Source organism: Peribacillus sp. Hz7, from assembly GCF_042136355.1.
Lineage (GTDB): Bacteria > Bacillota > Bacilli > Bacillales > DSM-1321 > Peribacillus > Peribacillus asahii_A.
Window position 1 is genome coordinate 18,303 of sequence record NZ_JBHHJV010000008.1, and the last position, 26,118, is coordinate 44,420.

At 37.9% G+C, this 26,118-nt stretch carries 24 protein-coding genes and 1 pseudogene; 19 read left to right on the plus strand and 6 right to left on the minus strand.

The genetic code is table 11. From position 1 onward, the window contains the following. Nucleotides 1-13: 13 nt before the first annotated feature. From ACE199_RS12505 to ACE199_RS12535, 7 genes are all read left to right on the plus strand, one after another. On the plus strand, nt 14-919 hold the full coding sequence (locus ACE199_RS12505) for a phosphotransferase (protein ID WP_375350066.1): 906 nt from the start codon (nt 14-16) through the stop codon (nt 917-919). A gap of 159 nt (nt 920-1,078) precedes the next feature. Next, the gene (locus ACE199_RS12510; RefSeq protein ID WP_127762302.1) at nt 1,079-1,423 is read left to right on the plus strand and encodes a lmo0954 family membrane protein; all 345 of its coding nucleotides are present in this window, start codon (nt 1,079-1,081) and stop codon (nt 1,421-1,423) included. Between the two features lie 20 nt (nt 1,424-1,443). Further along, nucleotides 1,444-2,067 carry a PspA/IM30 family protein gene (locus ACE199_RS12515; protein ID WP_375350067.1) on the plus strand — a complete coding sequence of 208 codons (624 nt, stop codon included), beginning with the start codon at nt 1,444-1,446 and terminating at the stop codon, nt 2,065-2,067. A gap of 96 nt (nt 2,068-2,163) precedes the next feature. Continuing rightward, entirely contained in the window at nt 2,164-2,901 is a 738-nt protein-coding gene (gene liaF, locus ACE199_RS12520; RefSeq protein ID WP_375350068.1) for a cell wall-active antibiotics response protein LiaF, read from the plus strand. Continuing rightward, nucleotides 2,898-3,944, plus strand: a complete 1,047-nt coding sequence (locus tag ACE199_RS12525) for a histidine kinase (RefSeq protein WP_375350070.1) — start codon at nt 2,898-2,900, stop codon at nt 3,942-3,944. Before liaF ends, ACE199_RS12525 begins: the two co-directional genes overlap by 4 nt. Beyond that, nucleotides 3,937-4,569: a response regulator transcription factor gene (locus ACE199_RS12530; RefSeq protein WP_375350071.1), complete on the plus strand. Its 633-nt coding sequence runs from the start codon at nt 3,937-3,939 to the stop codon at nt 4,567-4,569. The genes ACE199_RS12525 and ACE199_RS12530 overlap by 8 nt, the downstream gene beginning before the upstream one ends. Before the next feature lie 25 nt (nt 4,570-4,594). Further along, nucleotides 4,595-5,782, plus strand: a complete 1,188-nt coding sequence (locus ACE199_RS12535) for a class I SAM-dependent methyltransferase (RefSeq protein WP_375350073.1) — start codon at nt 4,595-4,597, stop codon at nt 5,780-5,782. A gap of 139 nt (nt 5,783-5,921) precedes the next feature. On the opposite strand, the gene ACE199_RS12540 is transcribed toward ACE199_RS12535, so the two are convergent. Then, nucleotides 5,922-7,469 carry an ABC-F family ATP-binding cassette domain-containing protein gene (locus ACE199_RS12540; RefSeq protein ID WP_375350074.1) on the minus strand — a complete coding sequence of 516 codons (1,548 nt, stop codon included), beginning with the start codon at nt 7,467-7,469 and terminating at the stop codon, nt 5,922-5,924. Nucleotides 7,470-7,712: 243 nt separating this feature from the next. On the opposite strand from ACE199_RS12540, the gene ACE199_RS12545 reads away from it, so the two are divergent. From ACE199_RS12545 to ACE199_RS12565, 5 genes are all read left to right on the plus strand, one after another. Further along, nucleotides 7,713-8,717 carry a DctP family TRAP transporter solute-binding subunit gene (locus ACE199_RS12545; RefSeq protein WP_375350075.1) on the plus strand — a complete coding sequence of 335 codons (1,005 nt, stop codon included), beginning with the start codon at nt 7,713-7,715 and terminating at the stop codon, nt 8,715-8,717. A gap of 97 nt (nt 8,718-8,814) precedes the next feature. Next, a complete protein-coding gene (locus ACE199_RS12550; RefSeq protein WP_375350076.1) occupies nt 8,815-9,291 on the plus strand; it encodes a TRAP transporter small permease in 477 nt (158 codons plus the stop codon). Then, complete coding sequence (locus tag ACE199_RS12555) at nt 9,288-10,568, plus strand: TRAP transporter large permease (protein WP_375350077.1); 1,281 nt, start codon at nt 9,288-9,290, stop codon at nt 10,566-10,568. Before ACE199_RS12550 ends, ACE199_RS12555 begins: the two co-directional genes overlap by 4 nt. 18 nt (nt 10,569-10,586) lie before the next feature. Beyond that, nucleotides 10,587-12,029, plus strand: a complete 1,443-nt coding sequence (pdxR, locus tag ACE199_RS12560; RefSeq protein ID WP_375350078.1) for a MocR-like pyridoxine biosynthesis transcription factor PdxR — start codon at nt 10,587-10,589, stop codon at nt 12,027-12,029. Nucleotides 12,030-12,172: 143 nt separating this feature from the next. Beyond that, nucleotides 12,173-12,787 (plus strand): PH domain-containing protein, encoded by a 615-nt coding sequence (locus tag ACE199_RS12565; protein ID WP_375350079.1) that lies wholly within the window; start codon nt 12,173-12,175, stop codon nt 12,785-12,787. Between the two features lie 144 nt (nt 12,788-12,931). Here the strand turns inward: ACE199_RS12565 and ACE199_RS12570 are convergent, their stop codons facing one another. Continuing rightward, nucleotides 12,932-13,474 (minus strand): recombinase family protein, encoded by a 543-nt coding sequence (locus tag ACE199_RS12570; protein WP_375350080.1) that lies wholly within the window; start codon nt 13,472-13,474, stop codon nt 12,932-12,934. Between the two features lie 184 nt (nt 13,475-13,658). On the opposite strand from ACE199_RS12570, the gene ACE199_RS12575 reads away from it, so the two are divergent. From ACE199_RS12575 to ACE199_RS12590, 4 genes are all read left to right on the plus strand, one after another. Next, complete coding sequence (locus ACE199_RS12575) at nt 13,659-15,122, plus strand: SulP family inorganic anion transporter (RefSeq protein ID WP_375350081.1); 1,464 nt, start codon at nt 13,659-13,661, stop codon at nt 15,120-15,122. 176 nt (nt 15,123-15,298) lie between these two features. Next, nucleotides 15,299-16,024 (plus strand): ABC transporter ATP-binding protein, encoded by a 726-nt coding sequence (locus tag ACE199_RS12580; RefSeq protein ID WP_252287790.1) that lies wholly within the window; start codon nt 15,299-15,301, stop codon nt 16,022-16,024. Next, complete coding sequence (locus tag ACE199_RS12585; protein ID WP_375350082.1) at nt 16,021-17,073, plus strand: ABC transporter permease; 1,053 nt, start codon at nt 16,021-16,023, stop codon at nt 17,071-17,073. The genes ACE199_RS12580 and ACE199_RS12585 overlap by 4 nt, the downstream gene beginning before the upstream one ends. A gap of 32 nt (nt 17,074-17,105) precedes the next feature. Beyond that, nucleotides 17,106-17,774 (plus strand): TetR/AcrR family transcriptional regulator, encoded by a 669-nt coding sequence (locus ACE199_RS12590; RefSeq protein WP_375350083.1) that lies wholly within the window; start codon nt 17,106-17,108, stop codon nt 17,772-17,774. Nucleotides 17,775-17,854: 80 nt separating this feature from the next. Here the strand turns inward: ACE199_RS12590 and ACE199_RS12595 are convergent, their stop codons facing one another. After that, nucleotides 17,855-18,862 carry a bile acid:sodium symporter family protein gene (locus ACE199_RS12595; protein WP_375350084.1) on the minus strand — a complete coding sequence of 336 codons (1,008 nt, stop codon included), beginning with the start codon at nt 18,860-18,862 and terminating at the stop codon, nt 17,855-17,857. A gap of 143 nt (nt 18,863-19,005) precedes the next feature. Beyond that, entirely contained in the window at nt 19,006-19,422 is a 417-nt protein-coding gene (locus ACE199_RS12600) for a DUF6306 domain-containing protein (RefSeq protein ID WP_375350085.1), read from the minus strand. A 119-nt stretch (nt 19,423-19,541) separates the two neighbouring features. On the opposite strand from ACE199_RS12600, the gene ACE199_RS12605 reads away from it, so the two are divergent. The 3 genes from ACE199_RS12605 (at nt 19,542) to ACE199_RS12615 (ending at nt 24,635) form a co-directional block, all read left to right on the plus strand. Next, entirely contained in the window at nt 19,542-20,249 is a 708-nt protein-coding gene (locus tag ACE199_RS12605; protein WP_375350086.1) for a Crp/Fnr family transcriptional regulator, read from the plus strand. A 48-nt stretch (nt 20,250-20,297) separates the two neighbouring features. Further along, nucleotides 20,298-22,490 (plus strand): DNA topoisomerase III, encoded by a 2,193-nt coding sequence (locus ACE199_RS12610; RefSeq protein ID WP_375350088.1) that lies wholly within the window; start codon nt 20,298-20,300, stop codon nt 22,488-22,490. A 165-nt stretch (nt 22,491-22,655) separates the two neighbouring features. Next, nucleotides 22,656-24,635 carry a methyl-accepting chemotaxis protein gene (locus ACE199_RS12615; RefSeq protein WP_375350089.1) on the plus strand — a complete coding sequence of 660 codons (1,980 nt, stop codon included), beginning with the start codon at nt 22,656-22,658 and terminating at the stop codon, nt 24,633-24,635. A gap of 151 nt (nt 24,636-24,786) precedes the next feature. Here the strand turns inward: ACE199_RS12615 and istB are convergent. Beyond that, nucleotides 24,787-25,533, minus strand: a pseudogene (istB, locus tag ACE199_RS12620) (IS21-like element helper ATPase IstB). A gap of 155 nt (nt 25,534-25,688) precedes the next feature. Continuing rightward, complete coding sequence (locus tag ACE199_RS12625) at nt 25,689-26,051, minus strand: winged helix-turn-helix transcriptional regulator (protein ID WP_119116290.1); 363 nt, start codon at nt 26,049-26,051, stop codon at nt 25,689-25,691. Nucleotides 26,052-26,118: the final 67 nt, after the last annotated feature.

Below are 26,118 nucleotides of genomic sequence, written 5' to 3' on the forward strand. Positions count from 1 at the left end.
GGAGGGGGAATCAATGGAAAAGCCGTGGTTGGCGGATTATCCAATATCATTAGAGAAAGCGAAACGATTAATTAATCAGCAATTTCCTGAGGTGCATATTCGTGATATCCGACTTTTAGGAGAAGGGTTTGACAATACAGTTGTTCAAGTGAATGAGTATGTATTTCGCTTTCCGCGTCGTGAGTTAGCGATGCAATTAATTGAAGTTGAAAATCAACTGTTGCCATTGATTGTTGGGCGAGTACCTTTAGAGATTCCAGAGCCGCTTTTTTTCGGAAAACCGAGTGAGAGCTTTCCTTATTCTTTTACAGGATACAAAATGATAGGCGGAAGGACACCATACCGAGAGTCTTTGGAGGATAAGGTTGCCTCTGCACAGAAATTGGCTTGTTTTCTTAAAGTATTACACGATGTGCCAGTCACTCAAGCAGCGAAATGCGGCGTAACCTTTGATCAGAGAAGAAGATTAGATCTTCCATTCCAAAAGGTTAAGTTGTTGGAAAATGCTAAGCTTGTTAAGCGTTTAGGATATGCAGAGCAAGCTAATCTAGTATTCAATTATGCGGCTTCTGTACAAGGTATGAAACAGACCAGACATATATCGTTTGTTCATGGGGATATTCATATTCGGAATGTTTTACTAGATCATAGCGGTGTTCTAACAGGTATTATTGATTGGGGAGATGTCCATCTCGGTCATCCAGCGGTCGACCTTTCTTTTATATACAGTTATTTCCCTAAGCAAGCACGCGAAGCCTTTTTTGATATATATGGTGAGATTGATGATGAAACGGAGAAACTAGCAAGATTTCGAGCTATATTTATGCTTGTTACTTTATTTATATATGCAATTGATCGTCATGATAAGCCGTTGATAGAGTTAATTACAGAGGGGCTGCGGCTTGCTATTGAAGACTAAGAAGTGTCTGATTCTTTTATAAGGAATCAGACATTTTTTTATGATTGAACTAGTCTTATGACAAGCTAAGCCTCAAGTCTTATTCCAAAATATAGCTTAGGCTCATTATGAACTCTTCGAAAACTAGATAAGATAGAGACAAGAAAGGAGGACGTGAAAATGAAAAAATTTGGTTTATTCCTTGTAGGCTTAATTGCTTTGATGGTGGTGTTAGCGCATGTCGGACCGCTTATTAGCTTAGCGCTTTGCTTGGTCATTTTATACTTTGGCTTCAAGCAATATGTGAAGGCTGAGTCAAAAGGAGCAAAGATTTCCTGGGCAATACTTTCAATTATTATGCTTATGGTGTCCATTTCTCACTTCCCAGCAGTAATAGGGCTTGTAGCAGCATACATTTTGTATCTTGTGTATAAGAAGTGGAAGGAAGAGGATGAAGTAGTGGTTGAGCAAGCAGATCCGTTTATGAATTTTGAAAGACAATGGCAAGAATTAAATAAAAAATAATAGAGAAGGAGCGAATAAATATGGGCTTATTTTCAAGAATCAAGGCAACGGTTGAGGCAGATTTTCATGAGTTATTAGATAAAAAGGAGCAGAAGAATCCGATTGCGATGTTGAATCAATACTTGCGTCAATGTGAGCAGGAAACGGAGAAGGTTCGCAAGCTTATCGAACGTCAATCGCTTTTACAAGCAGAGTTTACGAGGGAATATAAGGAGGCGCAAAACCTAGCTGAAAAGCGTAAGCGCCAGGCTGAGATTGCAAAACAAGCGGGTGAGGCAGAGTTAACGGAATTTGCGACGCAGGAAAGTCTTCAATATGAACAGCGTGCGCTGCATTTACAAGAAGCATTGCGACAAGCAGCGCAGCAATTGACGGAACTTGAGAGAAAATATGAAGAAATGAAACATAAGCTAAAGGACATGCATATTAAGAGAATGGAATTAATGGGGCGGGAGAATATCGCTCGAGCTAATCATCGAATAAACCAGGTCTTATCTGCCGACGATCGTTATACACAACCGATAGCTAAATTTGAAGAAATGGAACTTTATTTAGAGCGCATTGAGCAGCAGGTAAACACTAATTATCATCGTCACACGATTGATGCTCGCATTGCTCAGCTTGAAAAGGAAAATAAACAATAAGAAAGCCATTCAATTTCTTATTGTTCTCGTGGTATTCTTAAAAGGCGTAGGTTTCTACGCCTTTTAACATCTGATGAAATGAAGGAGGGAAGGCCAATGTTTCATAAAATGAAAACAGATTATATGAGTTGGATTTTTCTGATTGGACTAGTGTTATTGATTGTCGAGATTTCATTTTTTGGCGGCGGCTTACTATATTCCCTCGCTTTTTCAATTGGATGCATCTTCGTTGGTAAGAAGTTCTTCAAACGGACATTAGGGAAAATTGTGTTTATCCTTGGAATGATTATGACGGTCGCAACCGTTTTAAATATGATGGTATTTCGTTTCTTTCTCATGGTGCTTCTGATTTATTGGTTACGTATGTATTATAAATCGAAAAAAAATCCGCAGTGGATGAAGCCAGCTTTTAATGAAATGAATGAGGGAATGACGAAAGAGAATCTCGTGAAAGTAGATTTTCTTTTTCAAAATAAATGGTTTGGTCATCAACAAACACCTGATACGGTATATGAATGGAATCCTGTGAATATCCAAACGGGTTTTGGGGATACGGTAATTGATTTAAGCCAAACACTTCTTCCGAAAGGGGATGCGGTTATTTCGATTCGCTGTTTGGTAGGGAATATGCAAATCCTTGTTCCATATGGAGTAGAAGTGCGTGTTCATCATTCTGTTATGGCTGGAAGGGCAACCATCTTTAATCAAGCTTATGGGGAGCGAATTTTTAACCAAATTGTCTCTTATCAAACGGAAGAGTTTACCGAGGCTAAACAAAAAGTGCATATTACGACAGCAGTCATCGTCGGCGATTTAGAGGTGAGACGCGTATGAGTATGATGACACGCCAAATTTTATCTGCTTTAGGTGTCTCTTTCGTATTGTCGATTGTCGTACCAGCGCTCGTTTTTCTCGTTTTTCCTTTAGATCATTGGCAATTACTGTGGGAGAGACGGGTAATGGATCTTCCTTTTGTTATCTTTGTCCCTATTATGATGATGGGAGCAGGCATTATATATGGTGTTTTTTCCGGTTTGTATTGGAAGCGCCAATGGAAGGAGCTAGATGAACAACTTTATTTACTCCAGCAAGGCCGAGCATCGCAAAAAACTCCAGTCTTTTCTCTTCAAGAACTGAGGCGGATGGCTGAGCGAATTGGGCATGTGCAGAAGCAAATGAATGAACAAGTGAAGCTCTCACAAAAAATGGCCAATGAAAAAGCGGTGGATCAGGAAAAACAAATTCAAGAAATTATCTCCCGAGAGAGAAATCGCTTAGCGAGAGAGCTCCATGATTCTGTTAGTCAGCAATTATTTGCAGCATCGATGCTGATGTCGGCCATTACAGAATCGCATGCTGATACCGAGTCGACAGAAAAGAAGCAGTTGAAATTAGTCGAAGGGATGATTCATCAATCTCAGCTTGAGATGCGTGCATTATTGTTACATTTACGCCCTGTTGCCTTACATAATAAAACATTGCAGGAAGGGGTTCAGGAATTGCTCGTTGAATTAACACAAAAAGTACCGATGGAGATTGCGTGGAAGCTGGACCCCGTTATCTTAGACAAAGGTATTGAAGATCACCTCTTTCGCATTGTTCAGGAATCTGTTTCCAATACATTACGTCATGCGAAAGCGAATTCACTTGAAGTGTTATTGATGAGTCGCGATGAGTTGCTTATTTTGCGTATTGTGGATGATGGAGTAGGCTTTTCTGTTGATGAAGCAAAAGCAGGGTCTTATGGTTTGCATAATATGTACGAGCGCGCCGTGGAGATTGGCGGAACGATGAAGATTGTGAGTGTGCCAAATCAAGGTACACGGCTGGAAGTGAAAATTCCATTTATGCATGTGGGAGATGAAGAAAATGATTAAAGTATTGTTTGTCGATGACCATGAGATGGTAAGAATAGGAGTAGCCGCCTATTTATCTGCACAAAGTGATATCGAAGTGGTAGGTGAGGCGGATAATGGACGCACAGCAGTGGATATGGCAATCGAATTGCGTCCTGATATTATCCTGATGGACTTGGTGATGCCGGAGATGGATGGGATTGAAGCGACAAAAGTTATTTTAGAAAAATGGCCGGAAGCGAAAATTATTATTGTAACAAGCTTTTTAGACGATGAAAAAGTGTATCCAGCCCTAGAGGCCGGAGCAACAAGCTATATGCTGAAAACATCGAAAGCAAGCGACATTGCCGATGCTGTTCGGGCTACGTATCAGGGGCAAAGCGTGCTGGAGCCGGAAGTCACCGGAAAAATGATGGAAAAGCTCCGTCGCCCTAAAGCTCAAGCATTGCATGAACAATTAACAGCACGAGAAATGGAGATCTTATTATTAATGACACAGGGAAAAACAAATCAAGAAATTGCAGATGAATTGTTTATCGCATTAAAGACAGCGAAAGTTCATGTGAGCAATATATTAAGTAAGCTTGAAGTACAAGATCGTACACAAGCTGTCATTTATGCATTTAAGCACTCGTTAGTTCAATAGATACGAGTGCTCTTTGGAGGTTTTTATGGAAATTTCATATGTACATACAGTGCAACAGATTGGACAAGCGCTTGAAGAAGCATCGATTCCTTATCAATTTATCGGTCAAGCCGCTTTAGTCGTTCAGCAAGTCCGCTTACATGATTATAGTGAGATTGAAGTAGCCGTTCAATGGGACTTGTTTAAAGAAGCGTGTGATACATTACACGCTTATTCATTGTCTAATATCGAAAAAACAGTGGAACGAGCCGTAGCTCACTTGGAGCAAGAGCATATTTCCATAAGGGTCAGTTGTTTATTTAATACAACCATTAAAACAGACCCGTACCGAATTTCGTATCGTTTCGATAATCAGGAGCTTTGGTGCCGTTCTCTATATAGTTATTTATATGATGAAGAAATGGCCGCTTATGAGAAAGAAATTCATGACTATTTAATGAAAGAACAGCAAGGATTTACAGCCAAAAATGAACAAGCGTGGAATCAGAATAATTACATCGCTTTAGTGAATCGATACGGCGAGCCAGCAGAGCTTGCTGAAAAGATTATGCAAAATCTAAAATGGCGCTTACATCCATTTTATAAATATTTGCATGACGTGCAGGGAAAGAAAATCACTCATTTAATGGGGTCAAATGGAGTCAAAGCTGTTGCGCTTTCTCTTTTAGGAGCAGATGTGAAGGTGGTTGACTTTTCAAAAGAAAATGCTACGTTTGCTAATGAATTAGCAACAGCTGCAAATGTCGATATAACGTATGTTGTTTCAGATATTTTATCTTTACAAGAAGAGCACCTTAACAGCAATCAAGATATTGTATTAATGGAACTTGGTGTTCTGCATTATTTAATTGACCTACATCCGTTATTTGAAAAAGTGAAAGCGATGTTAAAGCCGGGTGGTTTGTTTGTTCTGCATGAATTTCATCCAATTTCGACAAAACTGATTACGTCTACAGGTAAAAAACATAAAGTCACGGGGAATTACTTCACACCGACAATGGAGAAAAATCCTGTTGCGTTTACAAAACATATGCCAGATGATGCAAAAGAGACACTGGCACAAGTGGTACAAAGAAAATGGACAATTGGGGAATTAATTACAGCTGCCGCTCAGTCAGGGCTTGTCATTAAAGTGTTAGAAGAAGAACCGAATCATAAGCTGCATGATATTGGATTACCGAAAACCTATACACTAGTCGCTGAGCGTGCTTAAGATTGCGCTTTAATCGACGACTTTTTCTGATTTATCGACGCAAATTCCATTTTATCTACTGAAATCATTCATTTATCAATAACTTTTACAATTTATCCACGAAAGAGGGCTGTCCATCAAATGGACAGCCCCTTTTTACTTATTGATTTGACCATTCCTCTACATCCCATACTTTTGTGACCCAATCTTCATAGAAGTCAGGCTCGTGACAGACAAGGAGGATGGTTCCTTTATATTCTTTCATCGCCCGTTTTAATTCTTCTTTAGCAACAACATCTAAATGATTAGTCGGCTCGTCAAATAGAAGCCAGTTACTTTCTGTGAGCATTAATTTACAAATACGGACCTTCGCTTGCTCTCCACCGCTTAGTTGATTCATCGGACGCATAATATGTTCGTTTTTCAGACCAACACGAGCGAGAATAGCACGGACTTGCGGTTGATCTAAGTGTGGGAAGGCATTCCATACTTCATCAATCGGTGTTGTGCTGCCAGCTTTTACTTCTTGCTCGAAATAAGATGGGAATAAGAAGTCACCGAGTTGTCTTTTTCCGCTAAGCGGCTCAATTTTACCAAGAATCGTTTTTAATAATGTCGATTTACCAACACCATTACAGCCAACTACAGCAATTTTTTCCCCGCGTTCAATATTCATTGTCAGGTTTGGTAGAAGAGGGCGGTCATAGCCAATTTCTAAATTTTCCCCTTCAAATACATAGCGGCTGCTAGCACGTGATTCTTTAAAATCGAATGTTGGTTTCATCGCTGTTTCCGGGCGATCAATACGTTCGATTCGATCCAATTGCTTTTGACGGCTTTTTGCACGACCAGTTGTTGAGTAGCGCGCTTTATTTTTCGCGATGAAGTCTTCTTGCTTTTTAATAAACTCTTTTTGCTTTTCATAGGCATTAATATGTTGATTTTTGTTGATTTCTGCAAGCTCTAGGAATTTCTCATAAGTCGCAGTATAACGCGTTAATTTTGAAAATTCTAGATGGAAAATGACATCAACAACACCGTTCATAAACTCTGTATCATGCGAAATTAATAGAAACGCATGTGGATATTCTTTTAAATAGCTGCTTAGCCAACGAATATGTTCAACATCTAAGTAGTTCGTTGGTTCGTCCAATAGTAAAACTTCAGGTTGTTCTAGTAATAGTTTTGCCAATAAAACTTTCGTGCGCTGTCCGCCGCTTAGTGCAGAAACATCACGGTCAAGGCCAATAGCGTCTAGTCCTAAACCACGAGCGGCATCTTCAATTTTTATATCAAGATTATAAAAACCGCCAGCCTCTAGTTTATCTTGAATAATGCCCATTTCTTCAAGCAGTGTTTCCAATTCCTCAGGTGTAGCGGTCGCCATCTTTTCCGTTACTTCATTCAGCGCCTTTTCCTGCTCAAAAAGAGGAAGGAAAGCATCTCTTAATACGTCACGAATGGTTTTTCCTCTCGATAATACAGTATGTTGATCAAGGTAGCCATATTGTACGCCAGGTGTCCATTCAACGCGGCCTGTATCGTGAATTAATTGACCTGTAATAATATTCATCATCGTTGATTTTCCAACGCCATTTGCGCCAACTAATCCAACGTGTTCACCGGCTAACAGCCGAAAAGAAACATCTTTAAATAATGTACGATCGCCAAAGCTATGGCCTAATTTATCTATAGAAAGTAAGCTCATTCTGTTTGTGAACCTCCTAAATAATATGCAAAATCCCTACGAATTATCATACTAAAATATATAGTAGATTACTATCTAAACTAGGAAGTTATATATGGAAATAAAATTAAACTGTTATAGTACTGCGTTAGTAAACTGTAACTGTATAAGTCCAATTGAAAAATTGGTTATATCCAATGTTATTTTTTTATAATATTCTAAATATTAAGTGAAAGCGTATGCAAAAGAGGGGGAAACAAAAGAATGAAAAAGTATATGAAATGGGGAGCGGCTGCGTTGCTTGCACTTGGCCTTGCAGGTTGCTCTAACAGTAGCAGCGGAGAAAAGGATGATCAATTAAATGTGAAGGTAAGTATTTCTGTATCTGAGCAAGATACTTGGGGGCAAGGTGTTAATAAATGGGCCGAGCTTGCCAAAGAAGAATCTGATGGAAAAATTAACATTAAATTATATGCAAATGAATCTCTTTCGAATGGTAACCAACCTAAAGGTTTAGAGGCTGTTCAAAATGGTTCAACAGAAGCTTCTATTCACTCCATGATTATTTATAACGTACTAGATCCAAAATTTGCAGCACCTTCGTTACCTTGGTTAATTCCAAATTATGAGCAAGCAGATAAAGTAATGAATGGTGAAGGTGGAGAAAAATTAAAAGAGTTAATTCGCAGTAAAGGGATTGAGCCTTTAGCATTTGGTGAAAACGGATATCGTCAAATTACGAATAGTGAACATGCAATTGAAACACCCGAAGATTTAACAAAATTAAAAGTTCGAACACCTTCCATGGAGGCAATGGTTGATACATATAAGCAATTCGGTGCAGATCCAACGGTTATGAACTGGTCAGAAGTGTTTACTTCTCTTCAACAAGGTGTAATTGATGGACAAGAAAATCCACTGCCAATTATTCTGAATAATAAATTATCTGAGGTTCAAGAGTATTTAACAATTTGGAATTACATGTACGATCCGCTTGTATTTGGTATTAATAAAGAGCTGTATGATGGCTTAGATAAAGAAACACAAAAAATTCTAAAAGAAACAGCTGAAGAAGCTGCACAATACCAAATTCAATTAAATCGTGAAAAGGATAAAGAAATTCTAGCTGAGTTAAAAGAGCAAGGCATGAAGGTAACAGAATTAACACCGGAGCAAATTGCTGCTTTCCAAGAGAAATCTGCTCCAGTTATTGACCAATATGAGAAAGTAATCGGGAAAGAATTCTTAGATGCGTTCCGTGCTGAATAAGACCTTAGCAATGTAAGCAGCTTGTCGAAAAAGTACTCGGAAGGAAGCAAATTTCCTTTCGGGTCTTTTCTTATTTAACCAAGATGGGGGAAGTACAGTGAAAATCTTTGTTAGGCTAGAGGAGTGGTTGTTAGCTATTTTAATGATTGTCATTTCTGGGTTGACGATGGCTAACGTATTATCTAGATACTTTTTAAATACGTCGCTTTCAATGACAGAAGAGTTAACAACAAATTTATTTGCTTATGCAATCTTTATCGGAGCGTCTTTACTTGCCAGAGAAAAAGGGCATTTGGGTTTTAGTTTATTAACAGATTATTTGCCGCCAAAATTGCAAATAATTGTCGCTATCTTAATTGGTTGTTTAACAACTGTATTCTTTATTGTTCTGTTTTGGTTTGGACTAGAAATGGTGATGCAGCAATATGAATATCAGCAAAAAACGCCAGCTTTAGGATTAGATGAATGGATTATGGGTTTATCAGTTCCACTCGGTTCCTTTCTATGCGTTCTTCGTTTCTGGGAAGGGTGTATCTTGGAAATTAAAACGATTAGAGGGAGAATGAAGTCATGAGTGCAACAGCGATTTGTTTATTTGCCAGCTTTTTTATATTATTATTTTTAAATGTACCAATAGCGGTTGCTCTTGGGTTATCCACGGTTATTACAATGTTTGCGTTTGAATTACCGTTACCATCTTTACCGTCTACGATGTTTTCATCGATGACCAAATTTACATTACTTGCAATTCCTTTCTTCTTTTTAGCGGGATTGATTATGGAGAGAGCCGGAATTTCTAAACGTTTAATTGCCTTTGCTCAAGCAATGACGGGCCATTATCGAGGCGGCATGGCAATTGTGGCCGTTATTGCAGCTACTTTCTTTGCTTCCATGTCAGGTTCCGGTCCAGCAACAATGGCTGCTGTCGGTGCGATTGTCATTCCAGCTATGGTAAAGCAAGGATATCGACAAGACCAATCAGCAGGATTACTTGCAACGGCTGGTGGGATGGGGATTGTTCTTCCGCCAAGTATTGCTTATGTTGTTTATGGGGTCGTTGCAGAAGTTTCAATTGGTAAATTATTTATTGCAGGTATTGTTCCTGGTTTATTAATGGGTCTGTTTTTGGCGATTACTGGATATGTAATAGCGAGAAAGCATGATATTCCAACATTACCGAAGGCAAGCCGTCAAGAAAGATGGAAAGCGTTCAAAGAGGCTTCTTGGGGGTTAATGGCACCTTTAATTATCCTAGGTGGGATTTACTCGGGCTTATTTACACCTACTGAATCAGCGATTGTTGCTGTATTTTATGGTTTATTTGTTGGTTTATTTATTTATAAAGAATTTAATTTAAAACAAATTCCAGGTTTATTAATTGAGTCTGCGAAGAATACATCTATGATTATGCTAATCGTTGCAGCGGCTTCTTCTTTTGCTTGGTTGCTTACAGTAGAGGGAATTGCTGAAGAAATGGCTAACATGCTAATGGGATTTGCCGACAATAAATATACGATTCTATTAGTAATTACAATTATTTTACTGATTGCAGGGATGTTTGTTGATGCTATTTCTGCGTACTATATTTTCCTGCCAATCTTTTTACCGATTCTTGTAGCGATGGAAATCGACCCTATTCATTTTGGTGTGCTAATGACATTGAATTTAGCGATTGGTTTAGTAACGCCGCCTGTAGGATTAGATTTATATGTGGCCTGTGGATTGACAGGACTCTCCTTAAAACAGGTTTCAATAGGGGTTATTCCATTCCTTTTAGTTGCAATGGTCGTTTTACTTTTAGTTACTTATATTCCAGCTCTGTCATTATGGCTTCCAGGTTTAATGGGTTAAAACAGAAGGGAGGCTCTCATGACTGTATTTTGGCAAGATATTCAACTCAATAGTGAGCACAAGCTTCCGTTATATAAACAAATATCTGAGCAAGTTGAAAAAATGGTCTATCAAGGCAAGCTGAAGCCAGGTACTCGTTTGCCATCAGAAAGAAAATTGGCAGATTACTTGCAAGTGAGTCGAATGACGATTACATTGGCTAATGAAGATATGAAAACGAAGGGGATTATTCGCAGTCAACAGGGGAGCGGGACTTTTATTATGCGTGGGCCGCGCCGAGGGAGAATTAGCGCTAAGACTAAGTGGCAATCCAACTTCGTGTATGAAACAGATACGATGAATCACGGATTAGAAGCGATTATAAAGTTTGGACAAAACTCAGAATCTATTCAGTTAGCAAGGGCAGGTACTGCTCCTGAGATTCATCCTGGTATTGAGATAAGCGAGTGTTTAGCCGAATGTTTACGAGAACATCCAAAGCTTATACAACTCCCCTCTCCTACACAAGGATATGGACCGCTGCATTCCTATATGCTGGAATGGCTAAAAGAAAGCGGATTATATCCGAAAAAAAGTGAAATGATGATTGTTTCTGGAGCGATGCAAGGATTGGATCTTATCAGCAGACTGTTTTTAGGTCCAGGAGATTATGTCATCGTCGAAGAGCCGGGATTTCAGGTTGCTTCTGATGCCTTTACTGCAAGCGGAGCGGAAATTTTGAGAATAACGTTAGATAAGGAAGGAATTAAATTAGATAATTTAGAACAGTTACTAAGGAACTTTCCTGTGAAGTTTATCTATCTAAATCCTACTTTCCATAATCCGACTGGGATCGTGATGTCACAACAACGAAGAAAAGATTTATTAACTCTTGCTAAAAAGTATGATGTCCTACTAATAGAAGATGATCCAACAAGTTTACTTTATTACGGAAAAAAACCAGCTCCTCCGTTAAAGACGATGGATGAGGATGGCATGATTATTTATCTTCGATCATTCTCAAAATACTTATTTCCAGAACTTCGTGTAGCAGTGGTCGTTGCACCAGAGGGGATTATTGCAAACCTAACGAAAGTTAAGCAGCGTATTGATTTACATAGTAATGTTTTAACACAAGCAGCCGTGTATACATTCTTATCTGAAGGGCGTTTAGCTCCTCATTTACAACGCGTCAGAAAGGCGTATAAGATAAGGGTAGACATGGTTCAGGAGGCTTTTAGTAAATCAAAAGCGGTTAGTGTGCAAATACCGGAAGGCGGCATTTTTGCATGGTGCAAGTTAGAGCATGGACTTTCCTCGGAAAGGCTCCTCGACTTAGCTCTGCCTGATGTATCGCTTGTTCCAGGAAATTGGATGAGCGGGACAGGAATGTATGAAAATTACTTCCGTTTGGCGTTTACAAATCCATCGCTTGAGCAATTGAAACGTGGCTTGAACAAGATTGTGGACATTATAGATTGAGAAGATATGAAAACATGAGTCTGAATGAGGCTCATGTTTTTTTATCATTCATATAGAGCATAACCCTACTAAAACACCATATAAATGTATATGGGTTGTTGGTAAAATGAAGGAGATGAAAAGAATAAGGAGGCACTTATACAATGTTTAAAAAAATTGCTGCGGATGCGTTAGGTCTATCTGATATTGGTAAAATTATTTCCCCTTCTGATTACGATAAAACAGATGCTGATGATTATGTCATGCATGAAGATAACGAAAAAATCTACTTTTTAATTAAGACGAAAGCGGATGAATATTGCTTTACAAACTTAGCGCTTATTCATGTGGATGGAGCAAGTGCGGTTTCTTCGAAAAGAACATTGAAGCGCTACCCATATTCGCAATATGCCATTTCTAATGTGCTTCTTGAAACAGCCGGAAAAATTGATATGGATGTAGAGATTAAATTTACAATCGGCAATGTTCAATTTGATATCGATGTACGCAAAGATCAAATTGAACAGCTGAAGGATTTATATAAATCACTGCTGCGTATTGCTGAAATCACTTATGAGAATAAGATTTACTTAGAAATGGGTTCACGAAGCTTAGATAAAGCGGTGAGTATTCTTCAAAACTCAAGAACAGATGATAACAAATTAGCTGATACGTACAAAGAGTTAACCGACTTTGGCTTTACCTGGTTAACATCGGTTCATGAACAGTATCATTTAAAAGATTTTGGAGATGTGTTTGAGAAGTATATTAATAACTAATTGAAAAAAGACACCATTCGAGTGAGGTTATGAACTTCAACTCAACATGGTGTCTTTTTTATTCATCAATATCAACGAGAGGGAGCAGGTTATACTTTTTAGCTTTTGCTAAAGCTTTCGTTTGAGAAAGGAAGACAAATGATTTCAATTTTCTAGATAACGATATAGAGTTGACTTACTAATCCCTGTTTCAGCTTTAATCTCAGCCAGACTATATTTTTTACTTTGATACATAATAATAGCACGTGTTACATTTTCGTCAGGCTTTCTTGGTCTGCCTGGGGTAGCTCCTTTTTGCTTCGCTCTATCTATGCCTTGTTTAGTTCTTTCGCTAATTACGTCACTTTGAAATTCCAAGAGGTGCTTCGCGATTTCATTAAAACTGTATCCTGAAGTTCTGCTTGTATCGATTCCTTCTGAAATAGAGTGAAGGTGAGCTCCTTTAGCAGCGATTACATCTAATACTTCCACTAAATGACGTGTGGAATCAGCAATAGTGAAAAGCTTGGTAATGACTATTTTGTCACCTTGATTGAGATGATCTAGCATATGATGTAATTGCACTCTTTTTTTAGCTGAGGAATGCTCTTCTAAAATGATAGTTTGACAATTGATCTCTGTTAAATAGCTATGTTGCATTTCACAGTTTGGATCTTCTTGGGAAGGCCTCATATACCCGATTAACATTGTATATTCTCCTAACAATCCTTTGTTTAGTGTATCATATCATAAAAAATTTCTTTAATAAAAATTTCCCAAAATAGTTCCTTTTTGGGGCGTGTGGTGATAAACTCATTCTATCAATTATCGATTCTTGACTTTTAGGAGAAGTAAAAGTCGAAAAAATCTACGTGAGGTGTAAATAACTAACATGACAGAAAAGTTGAAAAAAGAATGGTTTTCAAATATTAGAGGAGATGTTCTTTCTGGGATTGTTGTGGCATTAGCATTAATTCCGGAAGCTATTGCCTTCTCCATTATCGCAGGAGTAGACCCCATGGTTGGGCTGTATGCTTCTTTTACTATGGCAGTTATTATTGCATTTGCTGGCGGAAGGCCGGGAATGATTTCAGCTGCAACCGGGGCCATGGCATTATTAATGCTCCCTTTAGTAAAGGAACATGGATTGAACTATTTGTTCGCAGCAACCCTTTTAACAGGAATTATTCAAATTATTTTTGGTGTATGTAAAATAGCTAAATTGATGAAATTTATTCCGAGAGCGGTCATGATTGGTTTTGTTAATGCCTTAGCTATTTTAATTTTCATGGCACAGGTGCCTCATTTTATTGGAGTTTCCACTATGACATATGTTTTTGTCGCCATTACATTAGTGATTGTATATGTAGTGCCTAAATTTATTAAGTCCATTCCGGCTCCGTTAATAGCGATTATTTTATTAACCATTATTGAGATTTATTCAGATGTGGAGCTGCGTACGGTTGGCGATTTAGGTACGATAACACAATCATTACCGACGTTTTTTATACCAGACGTACCGTTAACATTTGAAACGTTGAGCATTATTTTTCCGTATTCTATTGCTTTAGCTATTGTAGGTTTATTAGAGTCTTTACTGACGGCTTCAATCGTTGATGATATGACGGGGACGGAAAGTGACAAAAATAAAGAAGCTAGAGGACAAGGTATTGCGAATATCGTGACTGGTTTCTTTGGAGGAATGGCAGGTTGTGCGATGATTGGGCAGTCTGTCATTAATGTAAAATCAGGTGGACGCGGCCGTTTATCTACTTTTATTGCAGGTATATTTTTAATGTTTTTAATCATTGTATTAGGCGATGTAGTCGTGCAGATTCCAATGCCTGTTCTAGTTGGAATTATGATTATGGTCTGCATTGGAACATTTGATTGGTCTTCTTTCTCTTATTTAAGAAAAGCACCAAAAAGTGATGCAGTAGTCATGCTAGCTACGGTATCTATCGTAGTAGCCACGCATGATTTATCAAAAGGTGTCATTGCAGGTGTTATTTTAAGCGCTATTTTCTTTGCAGCTAAAATTTCTAAGATTAAAGTAACGAAACGTAACGTAAATCAAAACTTAGTATTTGATGTCGAAGGTCAATTATTCTTTGCTTCTGTTGAAGGCTTTGTAGACTCGTTTGACTTTACCGTTAAACAGTCCAATATCATTATTGACTTCTCAAACTCTCATATATGGGATGACTCGGCTGTAGGAGCGATTGATAAAGTCGTGATGAAATATCAAGAAAGCGGCAATGCAGTAACGATTAAGGGGCTAGATGCGATTAGTCAAAAGCTTGTAGATAAACTATCTATATATGATGATTCTCATGCAAATTTAGGTACACATTAATCTTTCATAGGGAACAAAGCGACAAAACCACCGATTAATTATCCGGTGGTTTTGTTTATGATTTGGATTATACTTAGTCATAAATAAAAGGAATTCATTGTTATTGATGCGAATAAAATACGTAGTAAAGTTAAGGTAAGTAATCAATCACTTTTTTGTGAATGGAGGTATGATATATGAGTATCAGCATTGCAATCGAACAAGTTAGTAAACGTTTCGGTAAAAAAGTGGTCTTACATGAGATTGATTTACAGATTGAGGAAGGTCGAATTTATGGATTTATTGGTCCCTCAGGTGCAGGGAAGACAACGTTAGTAAAAATGATTGTTGGCATGGATATGCCTGATTCTGGAACCATTCACGTATTAAATGAAAAAGTGCCTAATCTAGCACTGCTGCAAGAGATTGGCTATATGGCTCAAGCTGATGCCTTATATGCAGAGCTAACAGGGAAGGAAAACCTTACATTCTTTGCTTCTCTGTACAAATTGAATAAGACAGAAATGAAGAATCGAATCGCCTACGCAGCAGAATTAGTGAACTTAACAAATGAATTAAATAAAAAAGTATCTGCTTACTCAGGGGGAATGAAGCGTCGGCTATCTCTTGCCATCGCCTTGATTCAAGATCCAAAAATTCTTATCTTAGATGAACCAACGGTAGGAATTGACCCGGAGTTAAGATTAAGCATTTGGAATGAATTATTACGTTTGAAGGATGAAGAAGGGAAAACCATTATCGTGACTACACATGTTATGGATGAAGCGGAAAAATGTGATTTTGTAGCAATGGTAAGAGATGGTGTCATTTTAACAAGAGGTACACCGCAAGAATTAAAGACGTATTACGGAGCAGACAATTTAGATAAGGTATTCTTACAAGCGGGGAGGAGCCATTCATGAGAATAGCGGCGTTAGTCAAAAGAATTTGTCAACAAATGCTTCGAGACAAACGAACTTTAGCTTTGTTATTTGTTGCGCCATTAATCATTCTAACGCTTATGTATTTCTTATTTAATGGCAATACGGTTGACCCTAAATTAGCGGTAGTAAATGTAGATCATAGTCTTGTAAATGTATTAGAAGAAGCAGATATAAACGTGAAACAGTATGAGAAAGCTGATAAGGAAACAATCGTGGAAGACGAACTGGATGGTTTGCTGAAAATGAAAAATGGAAAACTAGAATTAACATTACTGAATCGTGATCCAACAACATCTAAAGCTTTACAAATGAAAGTGAACCAAGCCGTATTACATGCACAATCAAAGCAAATGGGTCAACATGCTGCATCAGTTAATTTGCCGCAAAACAGTATCGATACCAAGTATGTTTACGGGAACAGTGAAACGGAATTTTTTGATGTATTAAGTCCTGTTTTAGTGGGTTTCTTTGTATTCTTTTTTGTTTTTCTAATTTCCGGGATTGGATTGTTAAAAGAGAGAACAACTGGTACATTGGAACGGTTGATGTCAACTCCTATTCGAAGAGGGGAAATCGTAGCGGCATATTTGGTCGGTTATGGGATATTTGCGGTTATTCAAACCGTTATTGTCGTGCTATTTTCTATTCATGTATTAGATGTGGTTATGGCAGGGGCTGTTTGGAATGTCATCCTTATTAATTTATTGTTGGCACTAGTCGCTCTTTCTTTAGGAACGTTGCTATCTACCTTTGCTGCGTCTGAATTTCAAATGGTACAGTTTATTCCTATTGTTGTGATTCCACAAATCTTTTTTGCTGGTATTCTCCCGCTTGATGGCATGGCGGATTGGCTGCAAGCAGTAGGCAAAGTTATGCCTATCTACTATGCGGCAGGTGCTTTGAAGGGCGTCATGTATCAAGGACTAAGTTTAAGTGAAATTAGCGGGAATATATTTGCTCTAGTTATCTTTGCTGTCATCTTTATTATTCTCAATATATTCGCATTGAAAAAGTATCGTAGGTTATAATTAAGTCCAGAGGATAAAGGAAGTGGTCTTAATTGTCTAAAGAAAATCTATTAGATGCAATCATCGCCCAAACGAAATTGTCAAAGAAGCAAACTACTAAACAACGAAAAATCGTTGAAACCGCCGTTAAATTATTTGCTGAAAAAGGGTATGCCAATACGTCAACAAGCGAAATAGCAAAATCCGCTCAAGTAGCTGAGGGTACAATTTTCCGCCATTATGGAACGAAGGATAATTTATTGCTTTCGGTTATTCTCCCGTTTATCAAAGATGCACTGCCTACTATGGCAGAAGCGACTTTTAGCGAGATTATGATCAAAAATGCAGCTTGCTTTGAAGACTTTTTAAAAGCTTTGATCAAAAATCGACTCCTTTTTATTAAAGAAAATAAAGAAATATTTCAAGTGGTAGTTAAAGAGTTATTATATAATGATGAATTGAGAAAAGAGTTACAACCTTACTTTTTCGAAAATATTATGCAGCACATCAGCAAAGTTATTACGATGTTTAAAGAACGTGGTGAGCTCATTGACATACCAAGTGATACACTCTTAAACATGATATTCAATGTTGTCGGCAGTTACTTCGTATCACGTTTTGTATTACAGTTTGCTTATTCGGATATGGATGAAGAAGCAGAGGTCGAAAATCTAGTTCGATTTATTATGGATGGAATAAGAAAACCAAGCCAGGGGATGTAATTTCCTTTGGCTTGGTTTGTTTGGGATAAAAGTTAATAGTAAATGGCGAGTCTATCAAGCCCATTTGAAAAGGCTGTAACTTAGTCTATTCTTTTTTCTTTTTGTTCATTTCGATTTTTTAGAATGGCTCTTTTCCTGATTTGGTAGCTTTCCCACTTCTCTGATAATGGCTTCCACGCAATCGCAATAAGAGCTCCTAAAAATGTATTTGTAATCATATTTGCAACAGCTGGTACAGCGGCAATCGGACTAATATGGTGCATAGCAAGGATGGAAGCAAGCGCTGTATTACAGATTCCAAACTCATAAAACATCGAAATTCGGTCTGATTTTGGCATGTTGAAAAAGATTCCGTATATATATCCAAGAATCATTGGAATCATAATTTGCAAAAATACACAGAAAAAGATAAGTGGAAGTAGACTAATATTTTTCTCTAAGATGCCTTGTGCACTCGATACAATTGCTAAATTAATAATAATGATTGCAACAGATGAGAGATACGGTAAAATTGGTTTCACTTTTACGGTATAGTGCTCCCATTTGTATTGAATGAATAGTCCAAGTGCAATAGGAACTAATACGACAAGCACCATTTGTTTAAACATTGATAACGCATCAATCGGAATCGTACTATTGATAGTAACTTTCATAAGCAAGGGTGTTAAAAACGGTCCAATTAACGTATCAACCGCCGACATCATAATACTAAGCGCTAATGTTCCGCCTGCCATAAATGTGTATAAATTAGCAGTTGTCCCACTCGGAACCGCTCCTGCAAGCAACACGCCCGCTTTTAGTTCGGGATGATTGGCAAAAAACAATGTTGCTAACAGAAAAGAAATCCCGAGTGTGATGGTCCATTTCCCCAATACACCGAGAAATGCATTTTTCGGTTTGGATATTACTTTCTTCAGGCTATCAATGGACAGCGTTAGCCCCATTGTAAACAAAATAAAAGCTAAGGCAAAAGAAGGCCATTCTCGAATAGGAATAAAAGTATCAGGAAAGAAGTAGGCCGACACAGAACTACAAACAATCCATAATGGTAGAAGTGTAACAATTATAAAATGTAAAAAGCGTCTCATTATAACCTCTTGTTCCTCTTTTCTTCAGCTCGATAGGAACCGATAATTTACAATATTTCTCTTATTATCTCGTGATTAGAACAAAAAGGCTAGAGCCAATGTAAGATATTGGTCTATATAAATGACGCATGTTTAGTTAACGCTTATTTCCTTGTTAAATAGTTATCTAATTCATTAATATTTGTGTGGTGTTTCTCTTTCATTTCTTGTAAAAATAGTTCTGTATCAGGGTGGATATCATAAGCAAGGGCTTCATCAATTTTTCGTGCGACCCATGCTTGACCTTTGTTGAGGAGAGTTAGTTTTTCTTGTAGAGTCTCAAGAGCAATCACTTTATCAGCAAATGCGCCTGTTTGTTTGCTCGGAGTACCGCCTTCGCGTAAGATTGCTTGGTGGAGACCAGCACAACTCCAAGCTTCGTCTTTTTTTACTTGTTTATATTGAGCGTCCAGCTCTTCTGATTGGTGTTTTTCTAGAAGGTAATTGGCGGTCTGTACACCAGCTCGTTCAGCTTCGAGTAATGCATTTAAGAGATCAAATAATGCTTGCTTTTTGTTCATGATTCTTCCCCCTTACAATTTTTAGGATTAGTATGTTAAGTTAATTATAAGCTTTTATCATCGTTTTATAGTGATGTTTATCATTGCGAGCGGGTGGTAAGTTACAAGGAGAGATTACTATGCAGGCTAATATGAATAGAGGCGGCCTCCTTTCACAAGAACTATTTCAATTATTAGAAGAAATCGGGACAATTAAAAAAATTGAAAAAAATACATATTTATTTCAAGAAGGGATGGAGGCCAATGAATTGTATCTGATTAAATCCGGTATGGTTCATTTGCATCATCTAACAATGGAAGGAAGAGAATTGACACTACGAATATGTAAGCAACATGATCTGATAGGAGAACTCATTTTGTTCGCAGAACATGCAAAATATATATTAAGTGCCAAAGTAATAGCGGATGGCGAGGTACTGATGATTCAGAAAGATCAGCTTGAAAGAAAATTGAGTTTGGATGGGAAGTTAACATTTGAATTTATGAAATGGTATAGTGACCATGTAAGAAACATTCAATCGAAACAAAAGGATCTTTTGTTAAACGGCAGAAAGGGTGCTCTTTATTCGACATTGATCCGTTTGGCAAATAGTTACGGAGTCGAGCATCGTGATGGCATGTTAATCGATATGTTGTTAACAAATCAAAATTTGGCTGACTTTTGCGCGTGCACTCGCGAAAGCATGAATCGGATGTTAATTGAATTAAGAAAGCAGGGCATTCTTTCTTATAATAATTCTGGAAAAATTGTTATCCATGATATCAATTTTTTACGCGAAAGAAATGGATGCGACAGTTGCCCAATTGAGAAATGTAGTATTAATTGAAATATGAGATAATCAAGCCGTGAGCTTTAAATGGAAAGGATGTTTTGATTGAGTAAAACAGTTGTTCTAGCCGAGAAGCCATCGGTCGGAAGAGATATAGCAAAAGTCTTGAAGTGTGGGAAAAAAGGAAACGGTTATTTTGAAGGAGACAAGTATATCGTTACATGGGCGCTAGGTCATTTAGTGACTCATGCGGATCCGGAAACTTATGATGACAAGTATAAATCATGGCGTTTAGAAGATTTACCGATGCTTCCGTCACCTTTAAAATTAGTAGTCATTAAGCAAACAGGTAAGCAATATCAAGCAGTTAAAGCACAATTGAATCGAAAAGATGTAACTGAGGTAGTTATCGCAACCGATGCAGGACGTGAGGGAGAACTTGTAGCACGCTGGATTTTGGAAAAAGCAAATGTGAAGAAGCCGATTAAGCGTCTGTGGATTTCTTCTGTTACAGATAAGGCTATTAAAGAAGGATTTAATAAGCTAAAAAACGGCAAAGAATATGAGAATTTATATGCGTCTGCTGTTGCTCGTGCTGAGGCAGACTGGCTTGTTGGGATGAATGCTACACGTGCGTTAACGACGAAGCATAATGCTCAATTATCGTGCGGCCGTGTCCAAACGCCAACGCTTGCAATGATTGCTGCGCGAGAAGAGGAAATTAAGAAGTTCGAGCCGAAGCCGTATTATGGAATTACAGCAATGGCAGAGCCTAAGCTAAAACTAGTTTGGCAAGATGCTAAAACGAATGATTTTCGTACATTTGACCGAGAAAAGGCGAGTCAACTTGTCGCTCGTTTGCGAAACGAACAGGCGGAAGTTGTCGAGGTGAAAAAAACGCATAAAAAGAACTTTGCCCCGCAGCTCTATGATTTAACAGAACTGCAAAGAGAAGCGAATAAGAAATTTGGTTATTCAGCAAAAGAGACATTATCGATTATGCAGCGTTTATATGAAAGTCATAAAGTACTGACATATCCGCGAACTGATTCACGTTTCTTATCATCTGATATTGTTGATACATTAAAAGAAAGATTGCAAGCGGTGAGCATTAAGCCTTATGCGCCAGTCGCAACAAAAATTTTGCGCCAGCCCATTAAAGTAAATAAATCATTTGTTGATGATAGCAAAGTTTCGGATCACCATGCGATTATTCCAACAGAGCAGACACCGCTTCCGGGAAAATTAAGTGATAAAGAATCAAAAATTTATGATCTTGTGGTGAAACGATTTTTAGCTGTTCTTCTCCCTCCTTTTGAATATGAGCAAACGACAATTAAAGCAAAAATAGCGGATGAAATCTTTGTCGCAAAAGGAAAAGTTGTGTTGAAATCTGGTTGGAAGGAAGTATATGATCATCAATTTGAGGATGAAGAAACCAAGGATGATGTAGCTGAACAGTTGCTGCCTGCTCTGCAGCAAGGGGCTAAACTAACAATTACTTCAGTGAAACAAACAGAAGGTGCAACGCAACCACCAGAACCATTTAATGAAGGAACATTGCTATCGGCGATGGAAAATCCAGCACGTTTCATGGCAGGTGAGAGTAAGGATTTAATTAAAACACTTGGTGAAACAGGCGGGATTGGAACGGTTGCTACTCGTGCAGATATTATCGAAAAGTTATTTAAAAGCTTCTTAATTGAAAAACGAGGAAAAGGTCTTCATGTGACATCAAAAGGGAAGCAACTGCTTGAACTAGCACCAGAGGAATTGCGTTCGCCGGCACTTACCGCTCAATGGGAACAAAAATTGACGGCAATCGCTAAAGGAAAGCTGCCAAAACAGGCGTTTATTAGCGAAATGAGAACATATTCGAAAGAAATTGTGGATGAGATTAAAGGAAGCGACAAAAAATTCAAGCATGATAATGTAACCGGCAGCAAATGTCCAGAGTGTGGAAAGCTGTTACTTGAGGTCAACGGAAAGAAAGGAAAAATGCTTGTCTGCCAAGACCGCGAGTGTGGATATCGAAAAGGGGTTTCACGTGTAACCAACGCACGCTGCCCGCAATGTCACAAAAAAATGGAAATGCGGGGGCAAGGTGAAGCCCAGACGTTTACTTGTAAATGCGGCTTTCACGAGAAGTTATCGTCCTATCAAAAACGAAAAGGACAAAATAAAAATCAAAAAGTATCTAAACGTGAAGTATCGAATTATATGAAGAAACAAAATAAAGAGGAACCGCTAAACACAGCCTTGGCGGATGCGTTAGCAAAGTTAAAATTTGACGAATAGATAGAAAAAGGTGGAGCGTGTAGCTTCATCTTTTTTAGTGCAAACGACCTACTTTTTTGATGTAATTTCCCATGATTGAAGGTCATTTAATGTTATAATGATTCGCATGTAGTATTTTTTTAGAATACTTTTGTAATAACTAACATCAAGGTGGGACTTTACATAATGAAATTTGTGAATAAATGGTTTACTGTGTCCGTTCGGCGCCAAATACTTGTTCCATTTCTAAGTTTGCTAGTAATTAGCTGTGTTCTTATTTCCTTTTTTAGCTATCGAAATGTCATTAAAGTAGCGACAAGTGAACAAACAAGGGCTACGGCGGAACAAGTTCATGCATTAAATACTTCCTTTGAACTCTTTTTTGAGCATATGGAATCAACAGTTAATCGACTTGCTGCGAAAGATGAGTTAGATGATATTTCAAAAAAACGTTCTATTATATTGAAAGAATTAGAACAAACAACAGAGCACAATCATGCAATCGGTAGCTCATACTTTGGTATTGAACAATCTGGCAAGGTACTCATCTATCCTAAGGCAGATTTAGGGGCTGATTTTGATGTACGTACAAGAACGTGGTATCAATTAGCACAGAAAAATCCAAATCAGTTGGTCTGGACAGAGCCTTATAAGGATGCACGTACGGGAGATATGATAGTCACATTAGCCAAAAGTGTGGATGATGCAGGGGTTGTAGGGATTGATATCACACTGGCGACTTTAACGGAAATGATTAACGAAACAAAATTAGGTGAATCAGGATTTGCCTTTTTACTTGATCAAAATGGATATTATATGGCCCACCCTGATGCAGCTAAAGTGACAGAGGATTTTTCAAAAGATTCACTGTATGCAGCGATGGGTGAAAAAGAAGGATCGTTCATTGGAAACTATTATGATGAAGAGAAGTTAATTGGTTATGTGACAAATGAAACAACGGGATGGAAGATTGTTGGACTAGTAGATAAAAGCGAGATTGTTGGACGTGCCAATGTCATTCTTATACCAAACTTACTTGTACTGGGCATAATTATTTTAGTGGCTATTGCGCTTGCTAGTCTAGCTAGTCGCTTTATTACGCGGCCCATTAAGCAGCTTAGAAATACAGTAAGAAAAATGGCAGAAGGAGATTTTACCGTTAAAGTAGATGTACAACGCTCCGATGAAGTAGGGGACTTGGCCCGAAGCGTAAATACAATGAGTGAATCCGTTCATCAGGCACTTACTAGAGTAGAACAAATATCTGATCAAGTCGCTCATTCTTCAAAGGCTCTTGCCACAAGTGCAGAGGAAACTAGCGCAGCTTCTAATGAAGTAGCGGTAACAATGGAGGAAATTGCTTCAGGAGCAACGAATCAAACGGAGATTATTCAGGTGAATGAAGGGGCTATTCAACGTGTTACACGGCATATTACATCAATTGATCAATATGCACAGAAGGTAGCCGTTGATTCGAAAATGATGATCGAAGTGTCAGAAAGTGGAAGACAGACGGTACTTGAAATGAAGCAGCAGTTTGAGGAAACAACAAAAAATGCCGATACGATGAGCCAAGCTGTTCATTCATTGGATGCTCGTTCCCATGAAATTAGCAAAATTATTAATACAATTACGAATATTGCTAGTCAGACAAATTTATTGGCCTTAAATGCAGCCATTGAAGCTGCTCGGGCAGGGGAGCATGGCAGAGGCTTTGCTGTTGTAGCTGATGAGGTGAGGAAATTAGCAGAGCAGACTGACCAGTCGACAAAAGAAATTACCAATATTATTAGTACTATGCAGGCTGATACATCTCATACTGTACATCTAATTGATTTAACAAATACACAAATTCAACATCAAGGAAAAGCAGTAGCTGAAACAGAAGAAGCCTTTTATTCGATTGCAACGATGATTCAAGAAACATTTAGTAAATTCACGCATATGACTAGTTCCTTACGAGATATGATTGTTCAATTAGAAAAGACAATGGAAAACTCCGAACAATTAATTTCCATTAGTCAAGAAACAGCCGCTGGTACAGAAGAAGTGTCTGCGTCAATTGAACAAACAGCGGCTTCGATGGAGCAATTAAATCACTTAGCAAGTGATTTAGAGGACATGTCCCATCATCTTTATAATGAAATTAAAAAATTTAAGATATAAATCATCTTTGTGAGACATATGTTTATATGGAAACCCAGGATCAAAACAGCCCAAACCTTATGAATGAAAGGTTTGGGCTGTTTTTTAGCGTCCCAGATGTAACCGTCAAGCGAAAATAACAGTTTTGCTCGTTTGAAATGAACACTTTTGCTTAAAATACATGCTGTCTATTTTTCATTCGATAGCTATCACCGTTCATATGAACAATTTCTACTCGATGTAACAGACGATCTAGAATAGCCGTTGTTATCCCTTCATCGCCCATCAATTCACTCCATTGCTCAGGACTCTTATTCGAGGTTAATATAATTGAACTTCGTTCATATAGGTGATTAATCAGCTGAAAGAATAGATTTGCTTCGCGTTGATCCATCGCCATGTACATCAAATCATCGATGATCACTAAATCAGAAGCCTGTAATCGTTTTATCTGTACCTGTGACTTATGCGCAAATTCTTGTGTTTTCAATAGCTGAATTAGTTCTCCCATCGTTATGAAATACACTTGAAACCCTCTTTGAATTGCCTCTATGCCTAGCCCTACAGCTAGAAATGTTTTTCCTACACCAGGTGGTCCTAAAAATATTAAATTATATTGCTTTTCTAACCAGCTGAATTCTAGAAGCTGCGTTAATTGTCGTTCTGTTAGGGCTGTTTGTTCTTCTATATTAAAATCTTGAAGTGTTTTGATAAAAGGGAAACGAGCCCATTTCATCCGTCTCTCAATACTTTTAGCCTCTCGTTTATTTAATTCAAATGTTGTGATTGCTTCTAAAAACTCTAAATAAGTTCAGGATGTTTTTTCAGCTTCGCGAAGGAGCTGCGGAAGCTCCTCTGCCGTTTCAGCTAATCGTAGTTGACGGAAGTGTTCTTGTAACTCTTTAACGGTTTTATTCATTGGGTACGTCCTCCTAAAATACTTGTATACGTACTAAGAGAGCGCGTCGTTACCTTAAGTTTCATGTTAGAGGTTGGCACAACCGTATTCTTTTTGGTATTCATTACAGAATTGGTGCTTGACTTCTTCAAATTCAGAATCGTTTGTGCAGTTTGTTATTCAACTGATGTTTTATCAGCATTTTCTTTCAAAAATTCTCTAAAATTATCTCCCCAATCACAAATGGAAGTTACAACGGGTTCTAGGAGTAAACCAATTTCACTTAGTTGATACTCCACTTTAGGAGGTACAACCGGGTATACAACTCTAGTAATTATTTTATCTTCTTCTAATTCCCTTAATTGTCTAATTAACATACGTTGATTGACATCGGGAAGGTATTTTTGTATTTCACTTAACCTTAATGGAGACTGTTGGAGTAAACACCATATAATCGCTATTTTCCAGCGTCCACCTATAACTGATAAAGCCAAATCTTTGCTAGTGAAAAAAGTTTTTTCTTTATGATGAATTACCATATATTACTACCGCTTTCTATTGATATTTTGTTTATAGTGACAAAAACGTCAGTATTGTTCAATGAAT